The sequence below is a fragment of the Streptomyces sp. NPDC008125 genome (assembly GCF_042957125.1).
GTDB lineage: Bacteria > Actinomycetota > Actinomycetes > Streptomycetales > Streptomycetaceae > Streptomyces.
The window spans coordinates 374,767-393,939 of record NZ_JBIBHR010000004.1; the positions used below are offsets into that span (position 1 = coordinate 374,767).

Annotated in this window: 20 protein-coding genes and 1 tRNA gene; 5 read left to right on the forward strand and 16 right to left on the reverse strand. The window is 68.1% G+C overall.

The genetic code is table 11. From position 1 onward, the window contains the following. Nucleotides 1-25 precede the first annotated feature (25 nt). The 4 genes from ACFZAX_RS09460 to ACFZAX_RS09475 form a co-directional block, all read right to left on the reverse strand. Nucleotides 26-1,195 (reverse strand): phage major capsid protein, encoded by a 1,170-nt coding sequence (locus ACFZAX_RS09460; protein ID WP_390960389.1) that lies wholly within the window; start codon nt 1,193-1,195, stop codon nt 26-28. A 10-nt stretch (nt 1,196-1,205) separates the two neighbouring features. Then, complete coding sequence (locus ACFZAX_RS09465) at nt 1,206-1,841, reverse strand: HK97 family phage prohead protease (protein ID WP_390960390.1); 636 nt, start codon at nt 1,839-1,841, stop codon at nt 1,206-1,208. Next, a complete protein-coding gene (locus ACFZAX_RS09470) occupies nt 1,825-3,099 on the reverse strand; it encodes a phage portal protein (RefSeq protein ID WP_390960391.1) in 1,275 nt (424 codons plus the stop codon). The genes ACFZAX_RS09465 and ACFZAX_RS09470 overlap by 17 nt, the downstream gene beginning before the upstream one ends. A 127-nt stretch (nt 3,100-3,226) precedes the next feature. Beyond that, a complete protein-coding gene (locus ACFZAX_RS09475) occupies nt 3,227-4,789 on the reverse strand; it encodes a terminase large subunit domain-containing protein (RefSeq protein WP_390960392.1) in 1,563 nt (520 codons plus the stop codon). A gap of 73 nt (nt 4,790-4,862) precedes the next feature. Here ACFZAX_RS09475 and ACFZAX_RS09480 point away from each other — a divergent pair, with 73 nt between their 5' ends. Continuing rightward, nucleotides 4,863-5,177: a hypothetical protein gene (locus ACFZAX_RS09480; protein ID WP_390960393.1), complete on the forward strand. Its 315-nt coding sequence runs from the start codon at nt 4,863-4,865 to the stop codon at nt 5,175-5,177. A 54-nt stretch (nt 5,178-5,231) separates the two neighbouring features. On the opposite strand, the gene ACFZAX_RS09485 is transcribed toward ACFZAX_RS09480, so the two are convergent. The 5 genes from ACFZAX_RS09485 to ACFZAX_RS09505 all read right to left on the reverse strand — a co-directional run bounded on the left by ACFZAX_RS09485 (nt 5,232) and on the right by ACFZAX_RS09505 (nt 8,981). After that, nucleotides 5,232-5,600 (reverse strand): phage terminase small subunit P27 family, encoded by a 369-nt coding sequence (locus tag ACFZAX_RS09485; RefSeq protein WP_390960514.1) that lies wholly within the window; start codon nt 5,598-5,600, stop codon nt 5,232-5,234. 256 nt (nt 5,601-5,856) lie between these two features. Then, entirely contained in the window at nt 5,857-6,210 is a 354-nt protein-coding gene (locus tag ACFZAX_RS09490) for an HNH endonuclease (protein ID WP_390960394.1), read from the reverse strand. A gap of 50 nt (nt 6,211-6,260) precedes the next feature. Next, nucleotides 6,261-6,491: a hypothetical protein gene (locus tag ACFZAX_RS09495; protein ID WP_390960395.1), complete on the reverse strand. Its 231-nt coding sequence runs from the start codon at nt 6,489-6,491 to the stop codon at nt 6,261-6,263. Between the two features lie 216 nt (nt 6,492-6,707). Further along, nucleotides 6,708-6,780: transfer RNA gene (locus tag ACFZAX_RS09500), tRNA-Met, on the reverse strand. 425 nt (nt 6,781-7,205) lie between these two features. Next, nucleotides 7,206-8,981 (reverse strand): recombinase family protein, encoded by a 1,776-nt coding sequence (locus ACFZAX_RS09505; RefSeq protein WP_390960396.1) that lies wholly within the window; start codon nt 8,979-8,981, stop codon nt 7,206-7,208. A gap of 35 nt (nt 8,982-9,016) precedes the next feature. Between ACFZAX_RS09505 and ACFZAX_RS09510 the strand changes: the two genes are divergently transcribed. Continuing rightward, on the forward strand, nt 9,017-9,220 hold the full coding sequence (locus tag ACFZAX_RS09510) for an SCO4848 family membrane protein (RefSeq protein WP_390960397.1): 204 nt from the start codon (nt 9,017-9,019) through the stop codon (nt 9,218-9,220). A 56-nt stretch (nt 9,221-9,276) separates the two neighbouring features. Here the strand turns inward: ACFZAX_RS09510 and ACFZAX_RS09515 are convergent, their stop codons facing one another. Beyond that, on the reverse strand, nt 9,277-9,471 hold the full coding sequence (locus tag ACFZAX_RS09515; RefSeq protein WP_390960398.1) for a hypothetical protein: 195 nt from the start codon (nt 9,469-9,471) through the stop codon (nt 9,277-9,279). A 91-nt stretch (nt 9,472-9,562) separates the two neighbouring features. On the opposite strand from ACFZAX_RS09515, the gene ACFZAX_RS09520 reads away from it, so the two are divergent. Both ACFZAX_RS09520 and ACFZAX_RS09525 read left to right on the forward strand, forming a co-directional pair. Then, nucleotides 9,563-10,888 carry a metallophosphoesterase gene (locus tag ACFZAX_RS09520; RefSeq protein WP_390960515.1) on the forward strand — a complete coding sequence of 442 codons (1,326 nt, stop codon included), beginning with the start codon at nt 9,563-9,565 and terminating at the stop codon, nt 10,886-10,888. 339 nt (nt 10,889-11,227) lie between these two features. After that, nucleotides 11,228-12,781, forward strand: a complete 1,554-nt coding sequence (locus tag ACFZAX_RS09525) for an ABC transporter substrate-binding protein (protein ID WP_390960516.1) — start codon at nt 11,228-11,230, stop codon at nt 12,779-12,781. A 114-nt stretch (nt 12,782-12,895) separates the two neighbouring features. Here ACFZAX_RS09525 and ACFZAX_RS09530 read toward each other — a convergent pair whose 3' ends face one another. From ACFZAX_RS09530 to ACFZAX_RS09555, 6 genes are all read right to left on the reverse strand, one after another. After that, the gene (locus tag ACFZAX_RS09530; protein ID WP_390960399.1) at nt 12,896-14,485 is read right to left on the reverse strand and encodes a DHA2 family efflux MFS transporter permease subunit; all 1,590 of its coding nucleotides are present in this window, start codon (nt 14,483-14,485) and stop codon (nt 12,896-12,898) included. 182 nt (nt 14,486-14,667) lie between these two features. After that, the gene (locus tag ACFZAX_RS09535; RefSeq protein WP_390960400.1) at nt 14,668-15,147 is read right to left on the reverse strand and encodes a MarR family transcriptional regulator; all 480 of its coding nucleotides are present in this window, start codon (nt 15,145-15,147) and stop codon (nt 14,668-14,670) included. Nucleotides 15,148-15,284: 137 nt separating this feature from the next. Continuing rightward, nucleotides 15,285-16,025 carry a TetR family transcriptional regulator gene (locus tag ACFZAX_RS09540; RefSeq protein WP_390960518.1) on the reverse strand — a complete coding sequence of 247 codons (741 nt, stop codon included), beginning with the start codon at nt 16,023-16,025 and terminating at the stop codon, nt 15,285-15,287. A gap of 196 nt (nt 16,026-16,221) precedes the next feature. After that, nucleotides 16,222-16,710 carry a DCC1-like thiol-disulfide oxidoreductase family protein gene (locus tag ACFZAX_RS09545; protein ID WP_390960401.1) on the reverse strand — a complete coding sequence of 163 codons (489 nt, stop codon included), beginning with the start codon at nt 16,708-16,710 and terminating at the stop codon, nt 16,222-16,224. 5 nt (nt 16,711-16,715) lie between these two features. Further along, on the reverse strand, nt 16,716-17,144 hold the full coding sequence (locus tag ACFZAX_RS09550; RefSeq protein ID WP_390960402.1) for a hypothetical protein: 429 nt from the start codon (nt 17,142-17,144) through the stop codon (nt 16,716-16,718). A gap of 23 nt (nt 17,145-17,167) precedes the next feature. Continuing rightward, nucleotides 17,168-18,523, reverse strand: a complete 1,356-nt coding sequence (locus tag ACFZAX_RS09555; RefSeq protein WP_390960403.1) for an MFS transporter — start codon at nt 18,521-18,523, stop codon at nt 17,168-17,170. A gap of 104 nt (nt 18,524-18,627) precedes the next feature. Between ACFZAX_RS09555 and ACFZAX_RS09560 the strand changes: the two genes are divergently transcribed. Then, complete coding sequence (locus tag ACFZAX_RS09560; RefSeq protein WP_390960404.1) at nt 18,628-19,143, forward strand: MarR family transcriptional regulator; 516 nt, start codon at nt 18,628-18,630, stop codon at nt 19,141-19,143. Nucleotides 19,144-19,173: the final 30 nt, after the last annotated feature.

The window sequence follows — 19,173 nt, forward strand, 5'->3', positions numbered from 1 at the left end:
ATTAGGCCCGCCCCAGTCGGCAGGATCAGGCGACGGTCAGAACCTTCGCGCCCCGGGTGTCCACAAGCAGACCGTCAGCGCGCTGAAGGAAGCGGTAGACGATCTGATCGGTGGAGAACTTGACATCCGTCGAACGGTCAACGCGAAGCGGGCCGGAGAAGCGGACGCGGTACTTGCTCAGGTCCGCGAACAGAACCTTGTCAACGGGCATGCCTTCGTCGGTCTCAACCGCCTTGCCGTTGAAGGTGTCCGGAGCGCCAACCTGAACGCTGGACTGCCAAAGATACTGGCCGTCAGCACCCTTGAGCTTCCGCATCTGCGCGGCCCGAAGATCGTTCACGACGAACTTCGCGTTGGCGCGGTACGAAGACGGAACCTCATAGAAAAGATCGATCAGCGCATCGGAAACGGTGGTGTCGGTGTCGGTCGTCGCGAAGGTGGCGTTGGCCGGGGAAGCGTCGGTCAGGATGCCGCGCGGCTGACCCGTACCGGTGCCGGTCAGGAAGTGTCGCGCCATGGCGTCACCAATGGCCGGACCAGCGTCGGACACGAGGAAGCCGACAAGGTCAAGAACCTGATCGGTCGCGAACTCGTACGAAACTACGGCGCCGTGACCGTACTTGAAGCCGGTCATGCTCCGCTGAATCGTGGTCGGGTAGGACTCCGGAATCGGCTGACCCTCACCAACGATTGCAGCCGAAGAGCGCCCGGTAACGACCGTGAAGTCCATCGGGTTCGCGTCCGACGTGCTGAAGGTCGAAGCGCCACCGCGCATGATCGCGGACCGCTCCACCGCCTGGGCGATGAGCTGACCGTAAAGGGTCCGGCTCAGAACGTTCGGGTTACCGGCCTTCGTGCCGTCGCGCTTCTCAGGGGCGAACTCGAAGGAACGAGCCTCGCCCAGGTTGCCCAGACGAAGAGTCGCGTTGTCGTCCACGTCGGCGGACCGCTGGGCGCCGGAGCCGGAACCCGGGAGGCCGGCGAGAAGGGAGGTCACCGCGTCCGTAGCCTTGATGGCTTCGATACCGCGCTTGATGCGACCGTCGAAGTCGGCAATCGCAGTAAGAAGCCGCTCTTCCTTGCCGGTCGCATCCGCGTCCATCGGCTTGCCCGCGAACTCGTCGGTGAGCGCCCGGAGTTCGGCGGTCGCACGCTCGCGCGCGTCAAAGTTGGCGCTAAGGGTAGTAGCGTCCATGTAGTGCCCCCTACAGAAAAAGAGCGCGGACGAGTGCACGCGCGTCAAGGTGAGAAGCCGGGGCTATGCCCTCAGGCTGGGAATCGCGCTCTTTGGCCGGGGGCGCGAACTCCCCAATGCACAGCGTCTGTTCGATGCTGCGAAGCGATGCTTGCGTGGTCGGGTAAGCCGGGTTCACAACCGGGCCCAGCTCCGAAACGTCCATGGCGGTAATCTCGCGAACGGGCAGACCCGTTTCCGCGTCGTCTTCGTCGGACCGACGCTGCCCGCCGTCGAGCACGCGGAACGTAAAGCTTGATCCCTTCAGGTCGCCGCGCTTCAGAAGCTCAGCGACATCACGACCAACCGTCGTGTTCGGTAGATCAACCTCATACCAACCGCCCTCACGATCCTCCCCAACTCGCAGCGTGCCGGACGAAGTTCGCCCCAGAAGGCTTCGCGCGTCGTGGTTGAAGGTCGCGTACACGTCGTTCTGTCGCAGCGACGGGCCACCCGCCCCAGGGACGATCCGTTCCCGAAAGCCGCCCAGGTCGTGACTCAGCTCGTTGAACCGGTACGCGTACCCGCGCATAGAAATGCGCCCGTCATCTGACGCGCGCTCTTCGAGTGCCCCGACTGCTATCCGACGCTCACGCGTCTCCGTCATCTTCAGTGGGCCCTTCGTCATCCGACTCGTCCGGCTCCGCGTCCGGCTCAGTAGTCGGGGGTGTTTCAACAGCCGGCGGAGTAGGCTCCGGCTCCGGCTCTTCCTCATCCACGGCGCCCAGGTTCAGCGGCACGCGGTACGACTCGCCCAGCCCGTCAGGGAGCGGCGACATGTCCTCAGCGGCGCGCACTTCGTCAATGCTGTAAATGCCGTTCTGAAGACCCAGTGACCAAAGCTCCATGCGCTCTTTCGGCGCCCCGCGCTTGATCTCATCCAGGTTGAATTTCACGAACTTCTTCCGGTCCGCTGTCTCCGCGAACAGAAGCCGATTCAGGCCAGACTCAATACGCTCAAGCCACGGGCGCAGAGAGAACATGGAAAACGCGATGTTCTGCTCGGCGAGTCCGGAGCCCCACGAAGTCGAGTTCGTAGCGTCGGAAATCAGGTGAGGCGGCACGCCAAAAATGCGCGCGATCTCCGGAACCTGAAACTGTCGCGTCTGCAAGAACTGAGCTTCGTCCGGCGACATGGCGACCTTCGAGAACTTCGCCCCTTCGGTCAGCAGTGCCACACGGTGCGCGTTGTCCACACCGGAGTTCGCAGCGCGCCACGCTTCACGAGCACGGGCGAGACCTTCCTCAGACATGGCCCCCGGGACTTCGACCACGGCCCCCGGCATGGCGCCGCTCGCAAAAAACTTGCTGCCGTACTTCTGTGAGGCAAGGGCCAAGCCGATGGACTCACGTGCGTACGTAATGGGGGAGCACCCGACGAACTCGCCGGGAAGCATCATCGCCGGAATGTGCAGAACATCGCGTGGCGTGAACCACCCAAGCAACACTTCGTTGCCGTCCGCGTCCACGTCGAACGCCTCAAACACCTTGCGGCGCAACCCGTTCGGCTCCGTCTGCACCATGTGCACATGGATTTTCGTGGGGTCGAGCACGTCCAGCCCGGCAACGTTCGGACCCTGCCACCGCACGGCCAGAAAGGCGTTACCGTCCAGCAGAAGAGAAAGCACGGTCTGAGACAGAATGTCGATGCGGCCCATACCGCCCGGCTCCGCGTTCGGGTAGTCGATCCACTCCGGCGAGTCGATTTCCCGCCGTACCCCGCCCCGCTTGCTGTACACGGTGAGCGGAAGCGTTGCGATCGTCTCGGACAGCAGCCGGACGCAGCCGAACACGGCCGAGACCTGAAGCGCCTCATGCGGCGTAACTCGCTCGCCGGACGCTGCCACCGCCCCCAGGCTGTACATCGACGGGTCATAGGGTTCCCAGCTCCGTGCCTGTTCCAGCGCTGGAGAGCCGCCCCGCCCGAAGAGCGCAGACCAAAAACCCACCGTGGGCCCCCTTTGGGTCGGGACCTAATCACGGTGATTAGGTTCAGATGTCAGAGAAGAAGTCGTCCACGTCGGGCAGGCCGGTAGTGAAAACCTGACCGCCCGTCTCCCAGGTCGCGACAATCGCGGTATCTGTGCGGAGTCCGTTGTCTTCGCGCCACATGATCGCGCCGTGGACAGCGAGAATCATTGCTATGGCAAGGTCGATCTTTCGACGGCTTGCCGCGTATTCCTTCGTAACGCGCGCGCCGTTCTTGTCCTCCCGCAGCACTGCATTGCCGATATGGCGGGCGAGCGCGGGATTACCGTCGTGGCACAGCCGGCCGTCACGGCAAGCGTCGTACACGGCCTGAGTCGCCGGGATCATGCGCTTCAAAGAGTTAGTCGGGAACGCCTCAACCGGGAACCCTTCGGCTTCCAAGTTGTCTAGCGTCTCTTCCCAGCGGTACGGGTCGGCGACCAAGGTGCGTACCCGGTAGGCGCCCAACGCTTCGTACAGCGCGTCGCGCACATCCGCCATGGGGACACGCCAATGCACGTCATCTGCCGGGGCTTCCCAGTGCCCCAGAACGAACACCTTCAAGTCCCGCACGCGGGTAGCGACTAGCGCTGTGCTGTCACCCTTCCATGACCCATCGAACCCCAACACGACTTCGTCGCCCGGCTCCAACGGGTCATCCGGCGCGGCCAGGGAATCCCACAAGCCGTGCGGCAACCACGTAGATGCACCCCGAACGAACTGCGACAGACGGTAGATGCGAAAGGAGGCTTCCGTACTCCGCTGAGCAGCAGCTTTGAAGTCGTCCGGATTCAAAATCTCGTACGACGGATTGCATGCCGCCCACACGTCGGGGTCAAGGTGATCCACCGTCTGGCCCAGCTTGGGCCCCCACGACCGGTAGAAAAGCGTTGGGTCATCGGCTTCGCCGGAGTTGACGCGCTCACCCTGTTCACACAGGGCGGCAAAGGGCCCGTCCGGATCGGGGCCGGCGGTCGAAATGATCAGGAACATGGGCTGAGAGCGCGCGGCGGAACCGAGCGTCAGCGCGTCGAAGAGATCGGAGTTCTTAGAGAACGCGTATTCATCCAGCGAGACAGCGGCGGGGTTGAGACCCTGTTGCCGTCCGGCGTCCGCCGAGACGACGCGGTATGTGTTGTCTTTGTACCTAATCACGTCGCGCTGGACGTTGCAGACGGCAGACAGCTTCGGGGAAGCGTTCACCATCTGCTTCGCGGAATCAAAAACCATCCGCGCCTGATTTCTGTCATTTGCCGCAGCGATCACCTGACGCTGAGAGTCGCCCCGGTCCGCGATCAGGTGGTAAAGCATGATGGCGGCGGCGATCGTGGACTTGCCGTTCTTGCGCGCCACGCAGACGACTACGGTCCGATGCTTCCGGCGCCACCGGCCGAAGGTGTCCTGAGTCAGCTCGTACGCGTCCACGAGCAACGCGCGTTGCCACGGGAGCAACCGGAACTTCTGACCGGCGAACGAGCCGGTGAGGTAACAAAACTCTTCAATCCAGCGCGCGACCCGGTACCCCTCAGAAGGGAACGCGGCGTCGGCGGGTATGTGCCGGGCGATGACCGGATCAATCTCAGCCACCGGTACTCCTTGCGTGTCATCACGTGATTAGCTATGTTCACGACCACGGCAACGAACGACGAAGGGGCGCGGCATGAATCACAGGGGATGGCTTCGAGGCGAACTCGAAGCGGAGGGGTACAGCCGCATCTACGTATCTGCGGTGGCCAGTGCCACGCGGGATACCCGACTGAAAGCGGCGACCGGCAGCAGCACCCGGGCGGCTGACCGCGTCAAGCGCGCCGAACTGAACGGCCGCATCTTCGCCTACACAGACGTTGCCTTGATGGCGCTCCGCCAGTCGCACGACATCGGCGGGGAGGAAGCGGAACGCACGGTGAAGAGCCACGTGAAGCAGTGGGCGGAAGCCACCGAGGAAGACGAACGTTGGATGGCGGAACGAGCCTGATCAGTCATCCGGTAGAGCGCGCCCCTGGGGGAACCTGGGGGCGCTTTGCTGTGCTCAGAAGTCCTCAGGACCCGCAGACACCTTCCGTGCCTCAGCGGCGACGATGCCCAGGCGCAAACGCGCTTCCGGCGTGAAGCCGATAGCCGTCTCAATCGAGCGGAGTTCCTTCTCCGTGGACTCCACGTAGCGAAGCATCGGGTGCGCGACGGGCTGACCGTTGTAACCCTCGGACATGTAGCCGTCCGCAGCGACAAGGGCGAGCAAGTCCGCGCGTCGGTCGTGCAGTTCGCAGTACCGCAAGATGACGTTGCGGTCGGTCTCAGGGGAGTACGCACCCATGCCGGCCGACCACACGTTGCGCCACACGTCCTTGCCCGTGCTCTTCAGATGAGCGGGCACCCGGGGCGCTCGACCCTCGTACACGACAGGGGCCGCAGCAGACGCCGACGTGTTGGCGTTCCCCGTACGCAGCTCCGGGGCCTTCGCGCGACTCATAGCACCCCCTTAACGGGTCGTTAACAGACCCATTCTCAGCGTGCCGAAGTGGCGCTTGCCCAGTCGCTGCAAGGGTCGTGGTCGTTGGGGGGCATGGGTCCGGCGCCTCACCTAGCGCGCGTACGGCGAGCTGGGGCCGGGATCGCTGAGACCCTGAGCCGTGGACTTCCGGACCGCTCTCCCCCTAGAAGGGGCGCTTCCCGAAGTCGATGGCCGTCTTGATGCGGTGGCATCGCTTGCACAGAGGCTGCACGTTGCTCTCCACGTCCTCACCGCCCAGGGCGAGCGGCTTCACGTGGTCGATGTCCAGCTCACTGCCCACGAACCACCCAGTGCAGTGCGCACAGTTGGTCCCGCCCGCCGCACGTACAGCGCGCCTCAGCTTCGCAGCAGCGTTGTTGCCACGAGCGATAGCCGCCCGCCGCTTGCTGTGCCCCTTGATGCTGCGCCGTGCGTTGTAGTCCGCGTGATGGGTGCGGCACCGACCCTCATGGGTGGCCCACCCCCGGCAGTCCAAACAGCGTGTGCGCACGGGCACCCCCCCCTATCCGAACGGGGGCATACAGGGAGGAACACCCCCCTACCCCTTTAGAAGCGCCCGCCGGTCAGGAAGTGGGCACTGAGCCACGCCATGAACGCAAGCAGCGTGAAGCGGCGAAGACGAACCCAACCCGTGGGGTCAGCACTACCCTTCACCGCGAACCACGACCACACGTGCTCGCTCAGCGTGTCGCCGGCTGACCGGTTGAAGAGCGCGCGGCCCTCAATGGCGACGAACGCGCCCAACCACACGAGCCAAGCCCACGTGTACCCGCTCATAGGCCCAGCCCCTTTCAACGAAGTCTGAGCCCCGCCCGACACGCCTTACGCCCCATGCTTCGAGGGGGCCGCGTGAGGGGCGAAGCTGCGCCCAAGCCGAACTGATCTTGCGACGCGGTGGGGGCAACCAACCCACACCCGACACGCCCCGACTGTCACTTACACGGCCTGTCTAACGACCGAAGGCCCACGGACCAAACGCGTGTCTTCCCAGCGTACTTCCGGCTGGATTTGAACCAGCAACCCCCGGGTTATGGGCCCAGTGCTCTATCCGTTGAGCTACGGAAGCGCGACGGTCCGGAGTGGGGATTGAAGCCACCGCCGGAGCCGTCTCAACGGGTCTCAACGTCGGGAGAGACGACGGAGAACCCGGGAATAAGGGAGCGCACTCAGACCGCCGGAGCGTTCCGCTACTAGATGCGCGGTGCGCTTTCCCTCTACCTATATGAAGGGAGTGAGATACCTGACGGGCAGCAGCGAGCGGGCGCGTGACGCAGAGACGCAGTGCCCCGAAATCGTGGTTGTCCCTTGTATGTGTAGGTGTGATTCAGGATTTTAAAGAACTCCGTCACTGCATCACTCCGCCCAGCTCCGGGCCCGTTCGGCTGTCCGCTGTCGTGACGAAGGAACCAGTAGTTAGACTAACTAAACACCATGGGCCGCACGAAAAGGGGCACCAGCCTGGGTTGGCCGGCGCCCCTTCGCTGAGGGCGGTTACAGGGCTGCTAGCTCTGCTTCGGTCGCCTCATCTTCGTCTTCCGTGTGCAGCTCCGCCCACTTGAAGTGGACGCGCTCTTCTATCGGTATGCGCTTCTTCGTCTCCATGTTCATCCCGCCGCTCACGGACACGGAGTCAAGGAAGAAGCTCAGGAACTCGCGCCGCGCGTACACGTCCCACTTCGACCACGGGTTTTCCTTGCTCATCGGGTCCTCACCGTTGAACCACTCCATTGGCACGGTGGTGCTGCTGTTGATCTTCTCGTCCAGTTCGTCAAGCCGCGTCTTGCAGTCGGCTTCGTACGTCCGGTACTGCTGCATGGTCGCGCGCCACGTTTGAAGTTCGTCGCGCCCCTGGTACAGCCCCGCCTGACGGTCGGCTTGCAGTTCCTTAATCGAGCGCGTCACGTTGTCAAGGTGCGCTTTGGTTTCCCGCCGGTCGTCCGCCACGCCTGCAAGGTTGTTTTGCAGCGCAAAGCGTTGGGCGGCAACCGCGACCCATGCCCGGTCGTTCTCGTCTTCCATGTCCACCGTGGCGAGACGTGCCCAGACGCGTTGCGCAACGTAGTTGTCCAGGGTGGACATGATGACCGCCATACCCCCATGCCCCTTCGGGTTGGCGCACATGTATTGGGGGTTGGCGGGCGAGCCGTTACGCATTTTGCCGCTCGCGTTTTTGGTCATCGAGCCCTTGCAAATGTGGCACCCCAGGAAACGCCATCCGGCCAGTAGCGAAGGAATGGAGTCCGCTCCCGGCTTGCGAGCGGGATTTACCTTCTTCGAGCGCAGCTCGTTTAGGGCAAGCCACCGCGAACCGCTGATTATCCCCGTGTGCGGCGTCAGGGGCTTTCCCGTTTCGTCGCGCCGGATCACGTTCACGTACGACTTCCCGTGCTTCACGCGCTCGTACGCGAACCCACCTATGCCGGGGTGGTTGAGAATCCATCGGACGGTTTGTGCGCGCCACACGATCGGCGTTTCTGCTTTGTCAAGGCGACGGGCCGCGATGGACTTCAGGCGGTTTTCCGTTGCGCGCTTTTCGGTCGCGCCCGGCGGGGTTATTCCCTCTCCGTGGAAGGTTGTTGCGATCTTGTTATCCGCGATTCCCGTCTCGCACATCGTCACCATTCTCTCTACCAACTCGACATGTGCGGGGTTGTCCTCATCCGGCTCCAGTACCGAAATGACGATGTTGCCAACCTTCTTGCGGACAGCCCTCATGCCGAACGGGGCTGTTGAGGAATGCACGCCACCCAGTGCGGCAATCTCGGCCTTCGCGCCCCGCAGCCGTTCGGCTTTCAAGTCGCTGTCCTGCTTGGCAAGTGCCGCGATCAGGGCGAAGATTGCCACACCGATAGGCGTGGACGTGTCAAGGAACGGTTCCAGAACCGACATGAACCGCACGCCGTGGTTCTTGAACTCTTTATCAATTTCAAGCGCGTCGTGTGCGCCCTTGCGCGTGAGCCGGGAAAGCTCGTTCACGACGACAACGTCTGCTTCGCCGGCGCGGATGCCGGTCATCATGTCTTCGAAGTCGGCGCGTATGACGTTCGGGTCCCACCCGGACCGGCCAACGTCTACGAACTCGCCGGCTATGACCCAGGGCACACCTTGCAGGGAGCGGGAAGCCACGAGCGCGCGACCGGCGGCAAGCTGGGCTTCGGTGGATATCTCGGAGCCGTCAGCGCGACCGGATGACTGACGGGCGTACAAGTACACCCGCACCACGTCAAGTTGGTCGTCTGGGACATTGGCGGAGACGAACGGTGTCATTGGGCCTGTGACCTGGGCTTTCTTGGCGGGGTGAAGTGGTCCTGGGTAGTTTCGCATGGCTCACCTTCGCCAAGAACCTGTGGAAGGACGGCAGCGGACTCGCGTTCGACGACGCGGGCGATCCGACCGCCTACTTCTGGGTCCACCTGCTCCTCGCGATCACCTCGTTCCTCTTGGGGACGGCTGTGGGCGTCATCGGGTTCCGCGGACTCAAGGCGCTCCGCACCGAACGCGCGTAGGGCCTTTCGTCTCCCGATCCGGACGAAGGCCCGCACAGTCTTTCTGCGGGCGGTCTTCAGCCGCTCACCGCCCCCGGGCCGGAGGCGGTGAGCGCCCCCGCGTACTGCACCGGCACCTCCACGGGCGCGGCCCGCTGCGCGGGTGCGCGCGCTCCCTCCCGCCCGGCCCGGACCGGATCGGCCGTCGCGCGCAGCGCGCCCCGGAGCTCCGCCGCCGCGCCGCCCGTCGCGCGGGTGCCGCCGGCCGTCATGTGCCCTCCTCGCCCAGGACCCTTAGCATGCGCTGAACGAGCCGTACGGAGCACGTGTGCGGCTGCATCGGGCGGGGGTGTGGCAGTGGCCGTGGTGTTCGCGGTGGTTCTGATCGTGGTGGTGGCGCTGCTCGTCGGCGTGCACCGCTATCTGTGGCGCCGTTTCGTCGGTGACACCACCGCTCCGGGTTCCGCGCTCCGGCACCTGGGCACGGTCGCCGCCTTCGTGCTGCCGGTGCTCAGTGCCGGCGCGCTCGTCTCGGGCCAGGCCGGCGCCCCCTTCCGGCTGCAACGGGTGCTCGCCTGGCCCGGATACCTCTGGCTCGCCTGCCTGCTCTACCTCACGCTCGCGCTGCTCGTCGGCGAGGTCGTCCGGCCGGTGCTCCGCCGGTTCCTCGGCCGCCGCCGGCCGGAGTACGCCGCTGAGAGTGGTGGCGGCACCGCCCGGGAGAGCGCCGACGCGCTCGTGCGGTCCGGCGCCCCCGCCCGTACGGCCCCGGAGCCCGCGGCCCCGGACCCCGCTGCCCCGGCGTCGGACGCTCCGCCTTGCGACGCCCGGCCTTCCGACGCCCCGCTTTCCGTCGGTCCCGCCCCGTCGCGGCGCCTCTTCGTCGCGCGGGCGGTCGGCGGTGCGGCGGCCGTCGCGGGGTTCGGGACGGTCGGGTACGGCACCTACGGCGTGCTGCGCGGCCCCCGCACGAAGCGGATCACCGTGCCGCTGGCGAAGCTGCCGCGTTCCGCGCACGGCTTCCGGATCGCGGTCGTCAGCGACATCCACCTCGGTCCGATTCTCGGCCGCGCCCACACCCGGCGCGTGGTCGACGCGGTCAACGCGACCCGGCCCGACCTGATCGCGGTCGTCGGCGATCTGGTGGACGGTTCGGTCGAGGACCTCGGGTCCGCCGCCGAACCGCTGGCGCAGCTGGAAGCCCGGCACGGCAGCTTCTTCGTCACCGGCAACCACGAGTACTTCTCCGGTGCCGCCGAGTGGGTCGCCCACGTACGCGAACTGGGGCTGCACCCGCTGGAGAACGCCCGGGTGGAGATCGACGGCTTCGACCTGGCCGGGGTCAACGACGTCGCCGGGGAGAGCGAGGGGCAGGGGCCCGACTTCGACCGCGCGCTCGGCGGCCGGGACCCGGCGCGGGCCGCCGTTCTCCTCGCCCACCAGCCGGTCGTCATCGACGACGCCGTCGCGCACGGCGTCGACCTCCAGCTCTCCGGCCACACCCACGGCGGCCAGCTCTGGCCCGGAAACCTCGTCGCGGAGCTCGCCAACCCGACCGTCGCCGGGCTCGAACGGTACGGCGACACCCAGCTCTACGTCTCGCGCGGCGCGGGCGCCTGGGGCCCGCCGGTCCGTGTCGGAGCGCCCTCCGACATCACCGTGGTGGAACTCGCCTCCCGGCAGGCCTGATCCATCCACTTTTCACCGGTAACTCCGGTATGCACCTTCGGTGCAGGTTCCTGGTGTCGAAGCCCGGTGCGTGAAAGTCGACATGGTGATACGTCAGTTCGGCGACCGCACCCCCTCGTCGGCCTGTTTTCGTCACCCCGAGTGACGGCTGTCCCACTCAATGGGCAGGTGAAATGGGCCTCTTGACGTCGTGCGTTTCAAGTGTCAACCAAAAGCCCGTCTGTCACCCGTTTGGGCTTCCAGTTGCGAAAATCGTGTGATTGAGTGAGCGCGAACATGCGGTGATGTGCGTGTATGCGTGCGTCGACCGCGGCGGGGCTGGTAAGGGAGAGCACGGCAATGCGTTCGATCCGGGTACGGATTCTTGCGATATGCGCGGTACTGATCATCGCAGGGGTCGGGGCCTGGCAGCTTCTCCCCTCCGACGAGGGGGGTGGCAAGCCGATTACTGTGGGTACTGCCGACGAGGTCACCTCGCTCGACCCGGCGGGTGCGTACGACGCGGGATCCTGGTCCCTCTTCAGCAACCTGTACCAGACTCTGATGACGTTCAAGTCCGGAGCCATCGTCCCCGAGCCGGATGCCGCCGAGAGCTGCGGGTTCATCGGCCAGAAGCTCACCACGTACCGCTGCACGCTGCGGGACGACCTGACCTTCTCCAACGGCCACAAGGTCACGGCGAAGGACGTCAAGTTCTCCTTCGACCGGATGATGAAGATCAACTCGGACGTCGGTCCGGCGGTGCTCTTCCCGAGCCTGCGGAACGTGGTCGCCGACGGCCGCACCATCACCTTCAACCTGTCCGCCCGTGACGCGACCTTCCCCGCGAAGCTCGCCACCGGCGCGGGCGCGATCGTCGACTCGGCGGCGTACCCGAAGGACAAGATCCGTACGGACAACAAGGTGGACGGCTCCGGGCCGTACGTCCTGAAGTCCTACGAGGACGGCGTCAAGGTCTCGCTCACGCCCAACTCCCGCTACCGGGGTGCGATCAAACACGTCAACGCGGCGATCGACGTCCGGTACTACGAGACCTCGGACAAGCTCCTCGCCGCCTGGAAGGCGGGCGGCCTCGACGTGACCCACCGCCAGCTGCCGCCGGCCGAGATCAGCAAGATCAACCCGGCCGATCCCGAGGTCCAGGTCACCGAGACGGACAGCGCCGAGATCCGCAACCTCGTCTTCAACGTCCGTCCGGGCGCCAAGCTTTCGGACAAGCGCGTCCGGCAGGCCATCGCCTGGACCATCGACCGCGGTCCGCTGGTGAGCGACGTCTACGACTCCACGGTCGAGCCGCTCTACTCCCTGATCCCGCAGGGCTCCATCGGCCACTCGACGCCGTTCTTCGACGACTACCCGCAGCCCGACGCGAGCAAGGCCGAGGAACTGCTGCAGGAAGCCGGCGTCCAGACCCCGCTGCACATCGACTTCGCGTACCGCGCGGACGGCGCGAGCACCGCGGAGACCGCCGAGATCAAGCGCCAGCTGGAGAAGGACGGACTCTTCGAGGTCAACGCCAAGGCGGTCAAGTGGGAGGACTTCCAGAAGGGTTACGCGTCCGGCAAGTACGACGCGTACACCGTCGGCTGGCTCCCCGACTACCCGGACCCCGACACCTTCGGCGGGCCGCTCGTCGGCACCGACAGCAGCCTCCACAACGGCTACTCCAACCCCAAGCTGGACGCCCTCGTCTCCGACACCCAGGGGTTCGAGGACCGCAGCCGCACCGCGAGCGACTTCCAGAAGATCCAGGACATCGTCGGCGAGGACGTACCGCTCGTCCCGCTGTGGCAGAAGAAGGACTACGTCGTCGCCAAGACCGGGATCTCCGGCTCGCAGTACCTCTCCGACGCCACCGGCGTCTGGCGCCTCTGGGAACTGAAGCGCATCTGATCCGGCGGGCGGCCCCTCACGGGCCACCCGCACATCACTCGCACGACGGCCCGCCCGCGGATTCCCTCCGCGGGCGGGCCGTCGTCGTACGTACGCGTCCGGGCGCGGGCCCCGTCAGTGCGCGGTGGGCCCGCGGCGCAGGCCCACCACCGCGACGACCGCGCCGAACAGGCAGAGCACGCCGGTGACGGTCACGGCGGTGTGCACACCGTTCATGAACGCCTGCCCACTGCCCTCCACCACGGCCGCGCGCAGCGGGGCGGACATCGCGCCGGACACCGGGGCGACGCCCATGGACACCGCGTCACCGGCCCCGGCCATGCCCTCCGCGACCCGGGCGGGTACCCCCGCACCGGTCAGCTCACCGACGAGGGTGGCGCCGACCCGGCCGCTGATCAGCGAGACCAGCACCGAGGTGCCCAGCGCCCCGCCGATCTGCAGCGCCGTGGCCTGGAGGCCGCCCGCCACACCGCCGTCCCTGACCGGCGCCTGCCCCACGATCGCGTCCGAGGAAGCGGCGAGGACCATGCCGACCCCCAGGCCGAGCGCGACGAACGGCGGCCACATCGTCGCGTACGACGAACCGGTGTCCCAGGTCAGCATGGTGAAGGTCGCGGCGGCCTGCAGCACCATGCCCAGCGGCATGGTCAGCCGTGCGCCGAAACGGCCCGTCAGCGCGGCGCCCAGCGGGGAGGCCACCAGCGAGGCGAGGCTGAGCGGCAGGGTGCGCACCCCGGCCTCCACCGGCGAGAAGCCCCGCACGTTCTGGAGGTACAGCATCACGAAGAAGATCACGCCGAGCAGCACGAAGAAGTTCAGCGCGGTGATGACCGTGCCGACCGTCAGGGACCGGATACGGAACAGCCGCATCGGCAGCAGCGGATGCTCCTGCCGCGTCTCGTGGAACGCGAAGCCCACCAGGACCAGGACGCCGGCGAGGACCGTGGCGAGCGTCGCGGCCGAAGTCCAGCCCCAGGTCTCGGCCTTGACCACCCCGAACACCACGCAGATCAGCCCGGCCGCGAGGAGCACCACCCCGGCGACGTCGAAGCGGTGGTGTCCGGTGGAGTCCTTGCTCTGCGGCAGGACGAACGCGCTGACCAGCACCGCGAGCAGGCCGATGGGCGCGTTGATCCAGAACACCGACTCCCAGCTCACGTGCTCGACCAGCAGGCCGCCGACGATCGGGCCGAGCGCCGTGGAGACGGCCGAGACCATCGCCCACAGGCCGACCGCCATGCCGAACTTGCGCGGCGGGAAGACCGCGCGGAGCAGACCCAGGGTGTTGGGCATCAGCAGACCGCCGAAGAAGCCCTGGAGCGCCCGGAACGCGATGACCCCCTCGATCGAACCGGACAGTCCGATGGCGACCGAGGCGAGCGTGAACCCGACGACCCCCACCAGGTAGTAGGTGCGCCGGCCGAACCGGTCGCCGAGCTTGCCGCCCAGGATCAGCGAGGCGGCGAGGGCCAGCAGATACGCGTTGGTCACCCACTGGAGGCCCGCCGTGGACGCCTTGAGGGCGCGGCCGATCTCGGGATTGGCGATGGCCACGACCGACGCGTCGAGCTGGACCATGAACAGGCCGAAGGCGACGGCTATGAGCGTCAGCCACGGATTCGCGCGGCGGCCCGTGACCGCGGGCGTCGTCGGTGGCGGGGCGGAAGCGGGCAGGGAGGAGGAATCCACGGTGGTGGAGGGCATGGGTGTGCCGTGTCCTTCGCAGGGAGAGGTCGGGGAGGGTGGTGCCGGGGAGTCCGGCGCACGCCGTCCGCCCCCGGGATGTCCGGGGGTACGGCGGAGCTGCGGCCGGGAACGCCGGGTGGGCCCGCGGCACCACGAGGGGTGCGCGGGCGGGAGGTCCGGAGACGTCCCGGGCGGGAGGGTTACTCGGCCGGGGGCGCCGGGTGCAGCGCGTCCGTCAGCGAGTTCAGCGCGCCGAGAGCGGACCCCAGCGCGTCCTGCTCGCCGTCGGTGAGGGACTCCAGCGCACGGGCGAGGTGGACCCCCTGGAGGCGCCGGACCTCGGCGAGCTCACGACGGGCCCGGGGTGTCGGGTACAGGTGGGCGACCCGCTTGTCCGCGGGGTCGGGGCGGCGTTCCAGCAGCCCGGACCCGGTGAGCCGGGAGACCAGGGCGCTCACGTTGTTCGGCCGCATCAGCAGCGCGTCGGCCGCCTCACGCACGGTGGAACCCTCGTACTGCGACACGAAGCGCAGCAGCGCGAGCTGCCCCTCCGGCGGCTTGGGGCCCGGGAAGTCCTGGGCGATCCGCCGGTCGAGAGCCCGGTTCAGCGCAGGCAGGACCGACGCGAGCGCGGACGCTGCGGAGTCGTCGTCCTGCGGGGACGTACCGGGGGCGAGCATGACCCGAACCTTAGGTCTGGTGTCATAGGTATGTCAAAGGAGATGGCTGCCCGGCCCCCACGCACCCGCTCTCTTCCGCGCGTGGCCGCGCGCCGCTCCTCCCTGCGCTCCCCCGGGGTTTGCCGGACGTGCGGCCGTCAGCTCTTCTTGTGCGCCACCGCCGCCGAGGCCATCCCGGGCAGGAAGTCCGTGAACAGCTCGTGCACCTCGCGCACCAACGGGCGCAGCACCCGGAATCGTGCCAGCGCCACACCCCGGGTGGTGAGCCGGGCGCCCCGGAGGGCGAGCCTGCGGGTGCGCTCGCGGTCCGGCGTGCGGTCGAACACCCAGTAGAGGACCAGGCCCATCTGGGAGAGCCACATCAGCTCCGGCAGAGCGTCCGCCAGCTCCTCGGGGACCTTCGCCTTCGAGCCCGTCAGTACCTCGCGGTGGAGGGCGATGGCCGCGTCGCGGGCCGGTTCCGACTCCGCCGAGAAGGGGCTGAGCGGACTGTCCGGGTCCGCCGCGTTCTTGAAGAACTGCGCCGCGAACTCGTGGTACGGCGTGGCCACGTCCAGCCAGGCCGTCAGCACGCCCGCGAGGCGGGCCTCCAGATCGGTCTCGCGGTCCAGGACGAGCCGGGCGGCGGCCCGGTGCTCCGCGCCGATGCGGTCGTAGAACCCCTGGACGAGGTGCTCCTTGCCCGCGAAGTAGTAGTAGGCGTTGCCGACCGAGACGCCCGCCTCCTGGGCGATGGCCCGCATGGTGGTCCTGTCGTAACCGCGCTCCTGGAAGAGGCGCAGAGCCGTCTCCAGGATGACCGTGCGGGTCTGCTCGCTCTTCGCGGAGGACCGGCCGCCCTTCTCGCCGGCGCCGCCGGCCTCGGCGTCCGGTGGCACGGCGGGGCCGGCGGGGTCAGCGGGGGAGTCGGCGGCGGTCGTCCCGGTCTCCCGGGGCGCCGCCGTCTTCCGTACCGCGCGTCCGCCGGTCACCCGGCCGCCCGGGGTCCGGCTGTCCGGCGTCCGGCCGTCCGCCGCGCCTCGCCCGTCCCTCGCGTCTGCCTCGTCCTTCTCGTCCTTCGCCACGGCCCCAAGGCTATCCGCCCGTTTCCGGCGCCGGGACCGCGCAGGCGCGGCCCGGACCACAGGATGCGGCCGTCATCGACCGGTACTTCGCGGCGGCCAGTACGGCCCCCCGGGCGAACGGCACGGCCGCCGGGCTGCTGAGCCAGTGCGCCTTCGGCCGGTGCTCCGCGAGCGCCCAGAGGCAGACGACCCACGCTGCCGCCCCCAGGTACACCTGCCCCTGGTCGCCGACGACCGTGATCTCCTCCAGCGTCGCCGCGTGGTCCAGCTGCGGGAAGCGCCGACGGGCCTCCTCGGACGCGGCGGGCACCAGCTCCAGCGGCACGAGCTGCCGCTGCCCCCGCAGCCAGTGGCGCACGTGGACGCAGAGCGAGCACTGCGCGTCGTACAGCACGGTGAGCCGGTGGACCGCGAGCCGCGCGGGCGGGGTGCCCGCCCCCGTGGCGGGCACCCCCTCGCCCGGCGCCCCCGAGGCCGCGTCCGCTTCCTCGCCGGGCATCCCGGTCACCTCCCCGCGGCGGGTGCCGCCCACGGGCCCTGCGGCCCGGTCCAACCCTGCGGCGGTACCGGCGGGGTCTGCTCGCGCTCCATCAGGCCCCGGCGGCGCATCCTGTTCAGGACGAAGACGTTGCCCAGGTGCATGGCGCCGAGCACCAGCAGGACGACGCCGATCTTCGGCGACAGCGCGTCGAAGAGCTCCCGGGCGTCCGCGATGTCGTCGGTGCTGCGCAGATAGAGCGTCACGAAGCCCAGGTTCACCAGGTAGAACCCGACCACCAGCAGGTGGTTCACGGCATCGGCGAGCTTCTCGTTCCCCCGCAGGACGTCCGCGATGAAGATGCGGCCGTTGCGGCTCAGTGTGCGCGCCACCCAGACGGTGAGCGCCACGCTGATGACCAGATAGATGACGTACGCGACCACGGTGAGGTCCACGCCCCAGCCCCCCTTGAACGTGTTCAAAAGCTCTTGTCGTGGACTGTAGACCTGTTCTTGAACATGTTCAAGACGGGGTCCGGGCCGCCTGCCCGTCCGGTGGGGGCACCGGTGCCCCCACCGGCTCCCGATGTGGCCTCCGGCGCGGTTTCCGGTGTGCCCGGGGAGGCGGCGGGCGTGCTCGTCGGGGTGGCCGTGAAGTGCCGGACACTCGGCCGTGCCGCCGTGGCCAGGCAGACCGTCAGTACCGCCGCGGCGGCCACCCCGAGCGGGAGTCCGGGCCCCGTGACGGAGGCTGCCAGCGGAGCGAGGGTGTACCCCAGGGGCATGGCGGCGATCGAGATCAGCCAGTCGTACGAGGTCACCCGGGCCAGTACCTGCTCCGGGACCGCCGTCATCACCGAGGTGTCCCAGACCGGGCCGAGGAAACCGAGGCCGGCGAGGGCGAGCCCGTACGAGGTGACGGTCGCCCAGGAGGGGGCCGAGGTGGCGAGCAGCGCCAGCGGCAGGGCGTACGTAGCGAGGCCGAGGGTGGAGGCCAGCAGCGGACGCCGTGGCCGTGCCCGGCCGGCCAGCAGCGAGCCCGCGAGCAGGCCCACCGCGCCGGTCTGCATCAGGGCGACCCACGCCCCCCGGCCGCCCGGTTCGCCGATGACCATCGAGGGGCCGAGGGTGGCCAGTGTGGCGGCGGCGCCGTTCCAGACCCCGTGCGCCACCAGCGTGGACGCGTACCAGTCCCGTGAGCGGACCTCGCTCCAGCCCTCCTTGAGATCCCGGACGATCGAGGAGCGCGGGACCCGGACGCGCCGCACCCGGATCGCCGCCAGCAGCGCGGCGCACACGGCGAAGCTCGCGCCGTCGAGCAGGAACGCCCAGCCGGGCCCGGCGGTGAGGACCAGTGTGCCGCCGATGGCCGGCCCGCCGAGGCGTACGGCGCCGTTCGCCGAGGCGATCAACGCGTTGGCGCGCAGGAGCTGGGACTCGTCCACCGTGCCGCGGACCAGCGGGGAGGTGGTGGGCATCGCGAAGGCTCCGGCGGCGCCCCCCACTGCCTCGGCGGCGGCGATCTGCCACAGGTGCGGGTGCCCGCCCAGGAGTTCCAGGCCGACGAAGGCCTGGCCCGCCGCCCGTACGACGTTGGTGGCCAGTGCGACGGTCCTCGGGTCGAACCGGTCGCCGGCCACCCCGCCCAGGGGCAGCAGCAGCATCTTGGGGACCAGCGCGCAGGTCAGGACGAGGGCGAGCGCGCCACTCGATCCGGTCGCCGCCCAGACGGCGAGGGTGAGGGCGACCGGTACGGCCGCGTCGCCGGCGAGCGAGAGGGTCTGTCCGGCGAAGAGCAGCGCGAAGGAGCGTGTGCGTAAGGGGTGGGAAGGCATGGGCGCACCATAGTTCGGAACCGAAAGATTCGCCTCCGAAATACAGGTTCTCGTAAGAACTGGGCGGCTCCGGGAGCGGGTTCCCGCGGGCGTACCATTCCGCCATGCAGCCACGCGACCGGGTCGACAGTCACATAGAGCGGTGGAAGCCGGTGCTTCCCGGACTCGATGCCCACGTCGAGGGCGCGGTGACCCGGATGCAGAAGATCACGGCACATCTGCGCCGGGTGCGGGAGCAGTCGCTCACCGACGCCGACCTGGACCGCCCGGAGTTCGAGACCCTTCACGAGCTGGCCGGGCGCGGGGGCGCCGCAGCCCCGTCCGAGCTGGCCGCCGCGCTCGACCTGGCGCCCGCCTCGGTCACCGGGCGGCTCGACGTGCTGGAGGGCCGCGGCTATGTGCGCCGCACCCCCTCCACCACCGACCGGCGCCGGGTCGTCGTGGAACTCACCCCGGCCGGGCGGGCCACCTGGAGGGGCACCATGGACTACCTCGGCCACGAGGAGACCCGGCTGATCGACGCCCTGGACGCGGACGAACGCGTCCTGCTCAACTCCCTGCTGCGGCGCGTCCTGCTGGCCGCCGAGGGCGGCCCGACGCCGCGTACGCCCCGCCCCTGAGGAGCGTTCCGGGAACGGGGCACGCGGGAA

Coding starts and splice junctions, on each gene's coding strand:
- ACFZAX_RS09505 (WP_390960396.1), bottom strand. CDS start 8,981: ATGACACCGTTCGTCTCCGCCAATGTCCCAGACGACCAACTTGACGTG.
- ACFZAX_RS09470 (WP_390960391.1), bottom strand. CDS start 3,099: ATGTACAGCCTGGGGGCGGTGGCAGCGTCCGGCGAGCGAGTTACGCCG.
- ACFZAX_RS09465 (WP_390960390.1), bottom strand. CDS start 1,841: ATGACGGAGACGCGTGAGCGTCGGATAGCAGTCGGGGCACTCGAAGAG.
- ACFZAX_RS09480 (WP_390960393.1), top strand. CDS start 4,863: ATGAATCACAGGGGATGGCTTCGAGGCGAACTCGAAGCGGAGGGGTAC.
- ACFZAX_RS09555 (WP_390960403.1), bottom strand. CDS start 18,523: ATGCCTTCCCACCCCTTACGCACACGCTCCTTCGCGCTGCTCTTCGCC.
- ACFZAX_RS09525 (WP_390960516.1), top strand. CDS start 11,228: ATGCGTTCGATCCGGGTACGGATTCTTGCGATATGCGCGGTACTGATC.
- ACFZAX_RS09530 (WP_390960399.1), bottom strand. CDS start 14,485: ATGCCCTCCACCACCGTGGATTCCTCCTCCCTGCCCGCTTCCGCCCCG.
- ACFZAX_RS09545 (WP_390960401.1), bottom strand. CDS start 16,710: ATGCCCGGCGAGGAAGCGGACGCGGCCTCGGGGGCGCCGGGCGAGGGG.
- ACFZAX_RS09560 (WP_390960404.1), top strand. CDS start 18,628: ATGCAGCCACGCGACCGGGTCGACAGTCACATAGAGCGGTGGAAGCCG.
- ACFZAX_RS09460 (WP_390960389.1), bottom strand. CDS start 1,195: ATGGACGCTACTACCCTTAGCGCCAACTTTGACGCGCGCGAGCGTGCG.
- ACFZAX_RS09495 (WP_390960395.1), bottom strand. CDS start 6,491: ATGAGCGGGTACACGTGGGCTTGGCTCGTGTGGTTGGGCGCGTTCGTC.
- ACFZAX_RS09535 (WP_390960400.1), bottom strand. CDS start 15,147: ATGCTCGCCCCCGGTACGTCCCCGCAGGACGACGACTCCGCAGCGTCC.
- ACFZAX_RS09515 (WP_390960398.1), bottom strand. CDS start 9,471: ATGACGGCCGGCGGCACCCGCGCGACGGGCGGCGCGGCGGCGGAGCTC.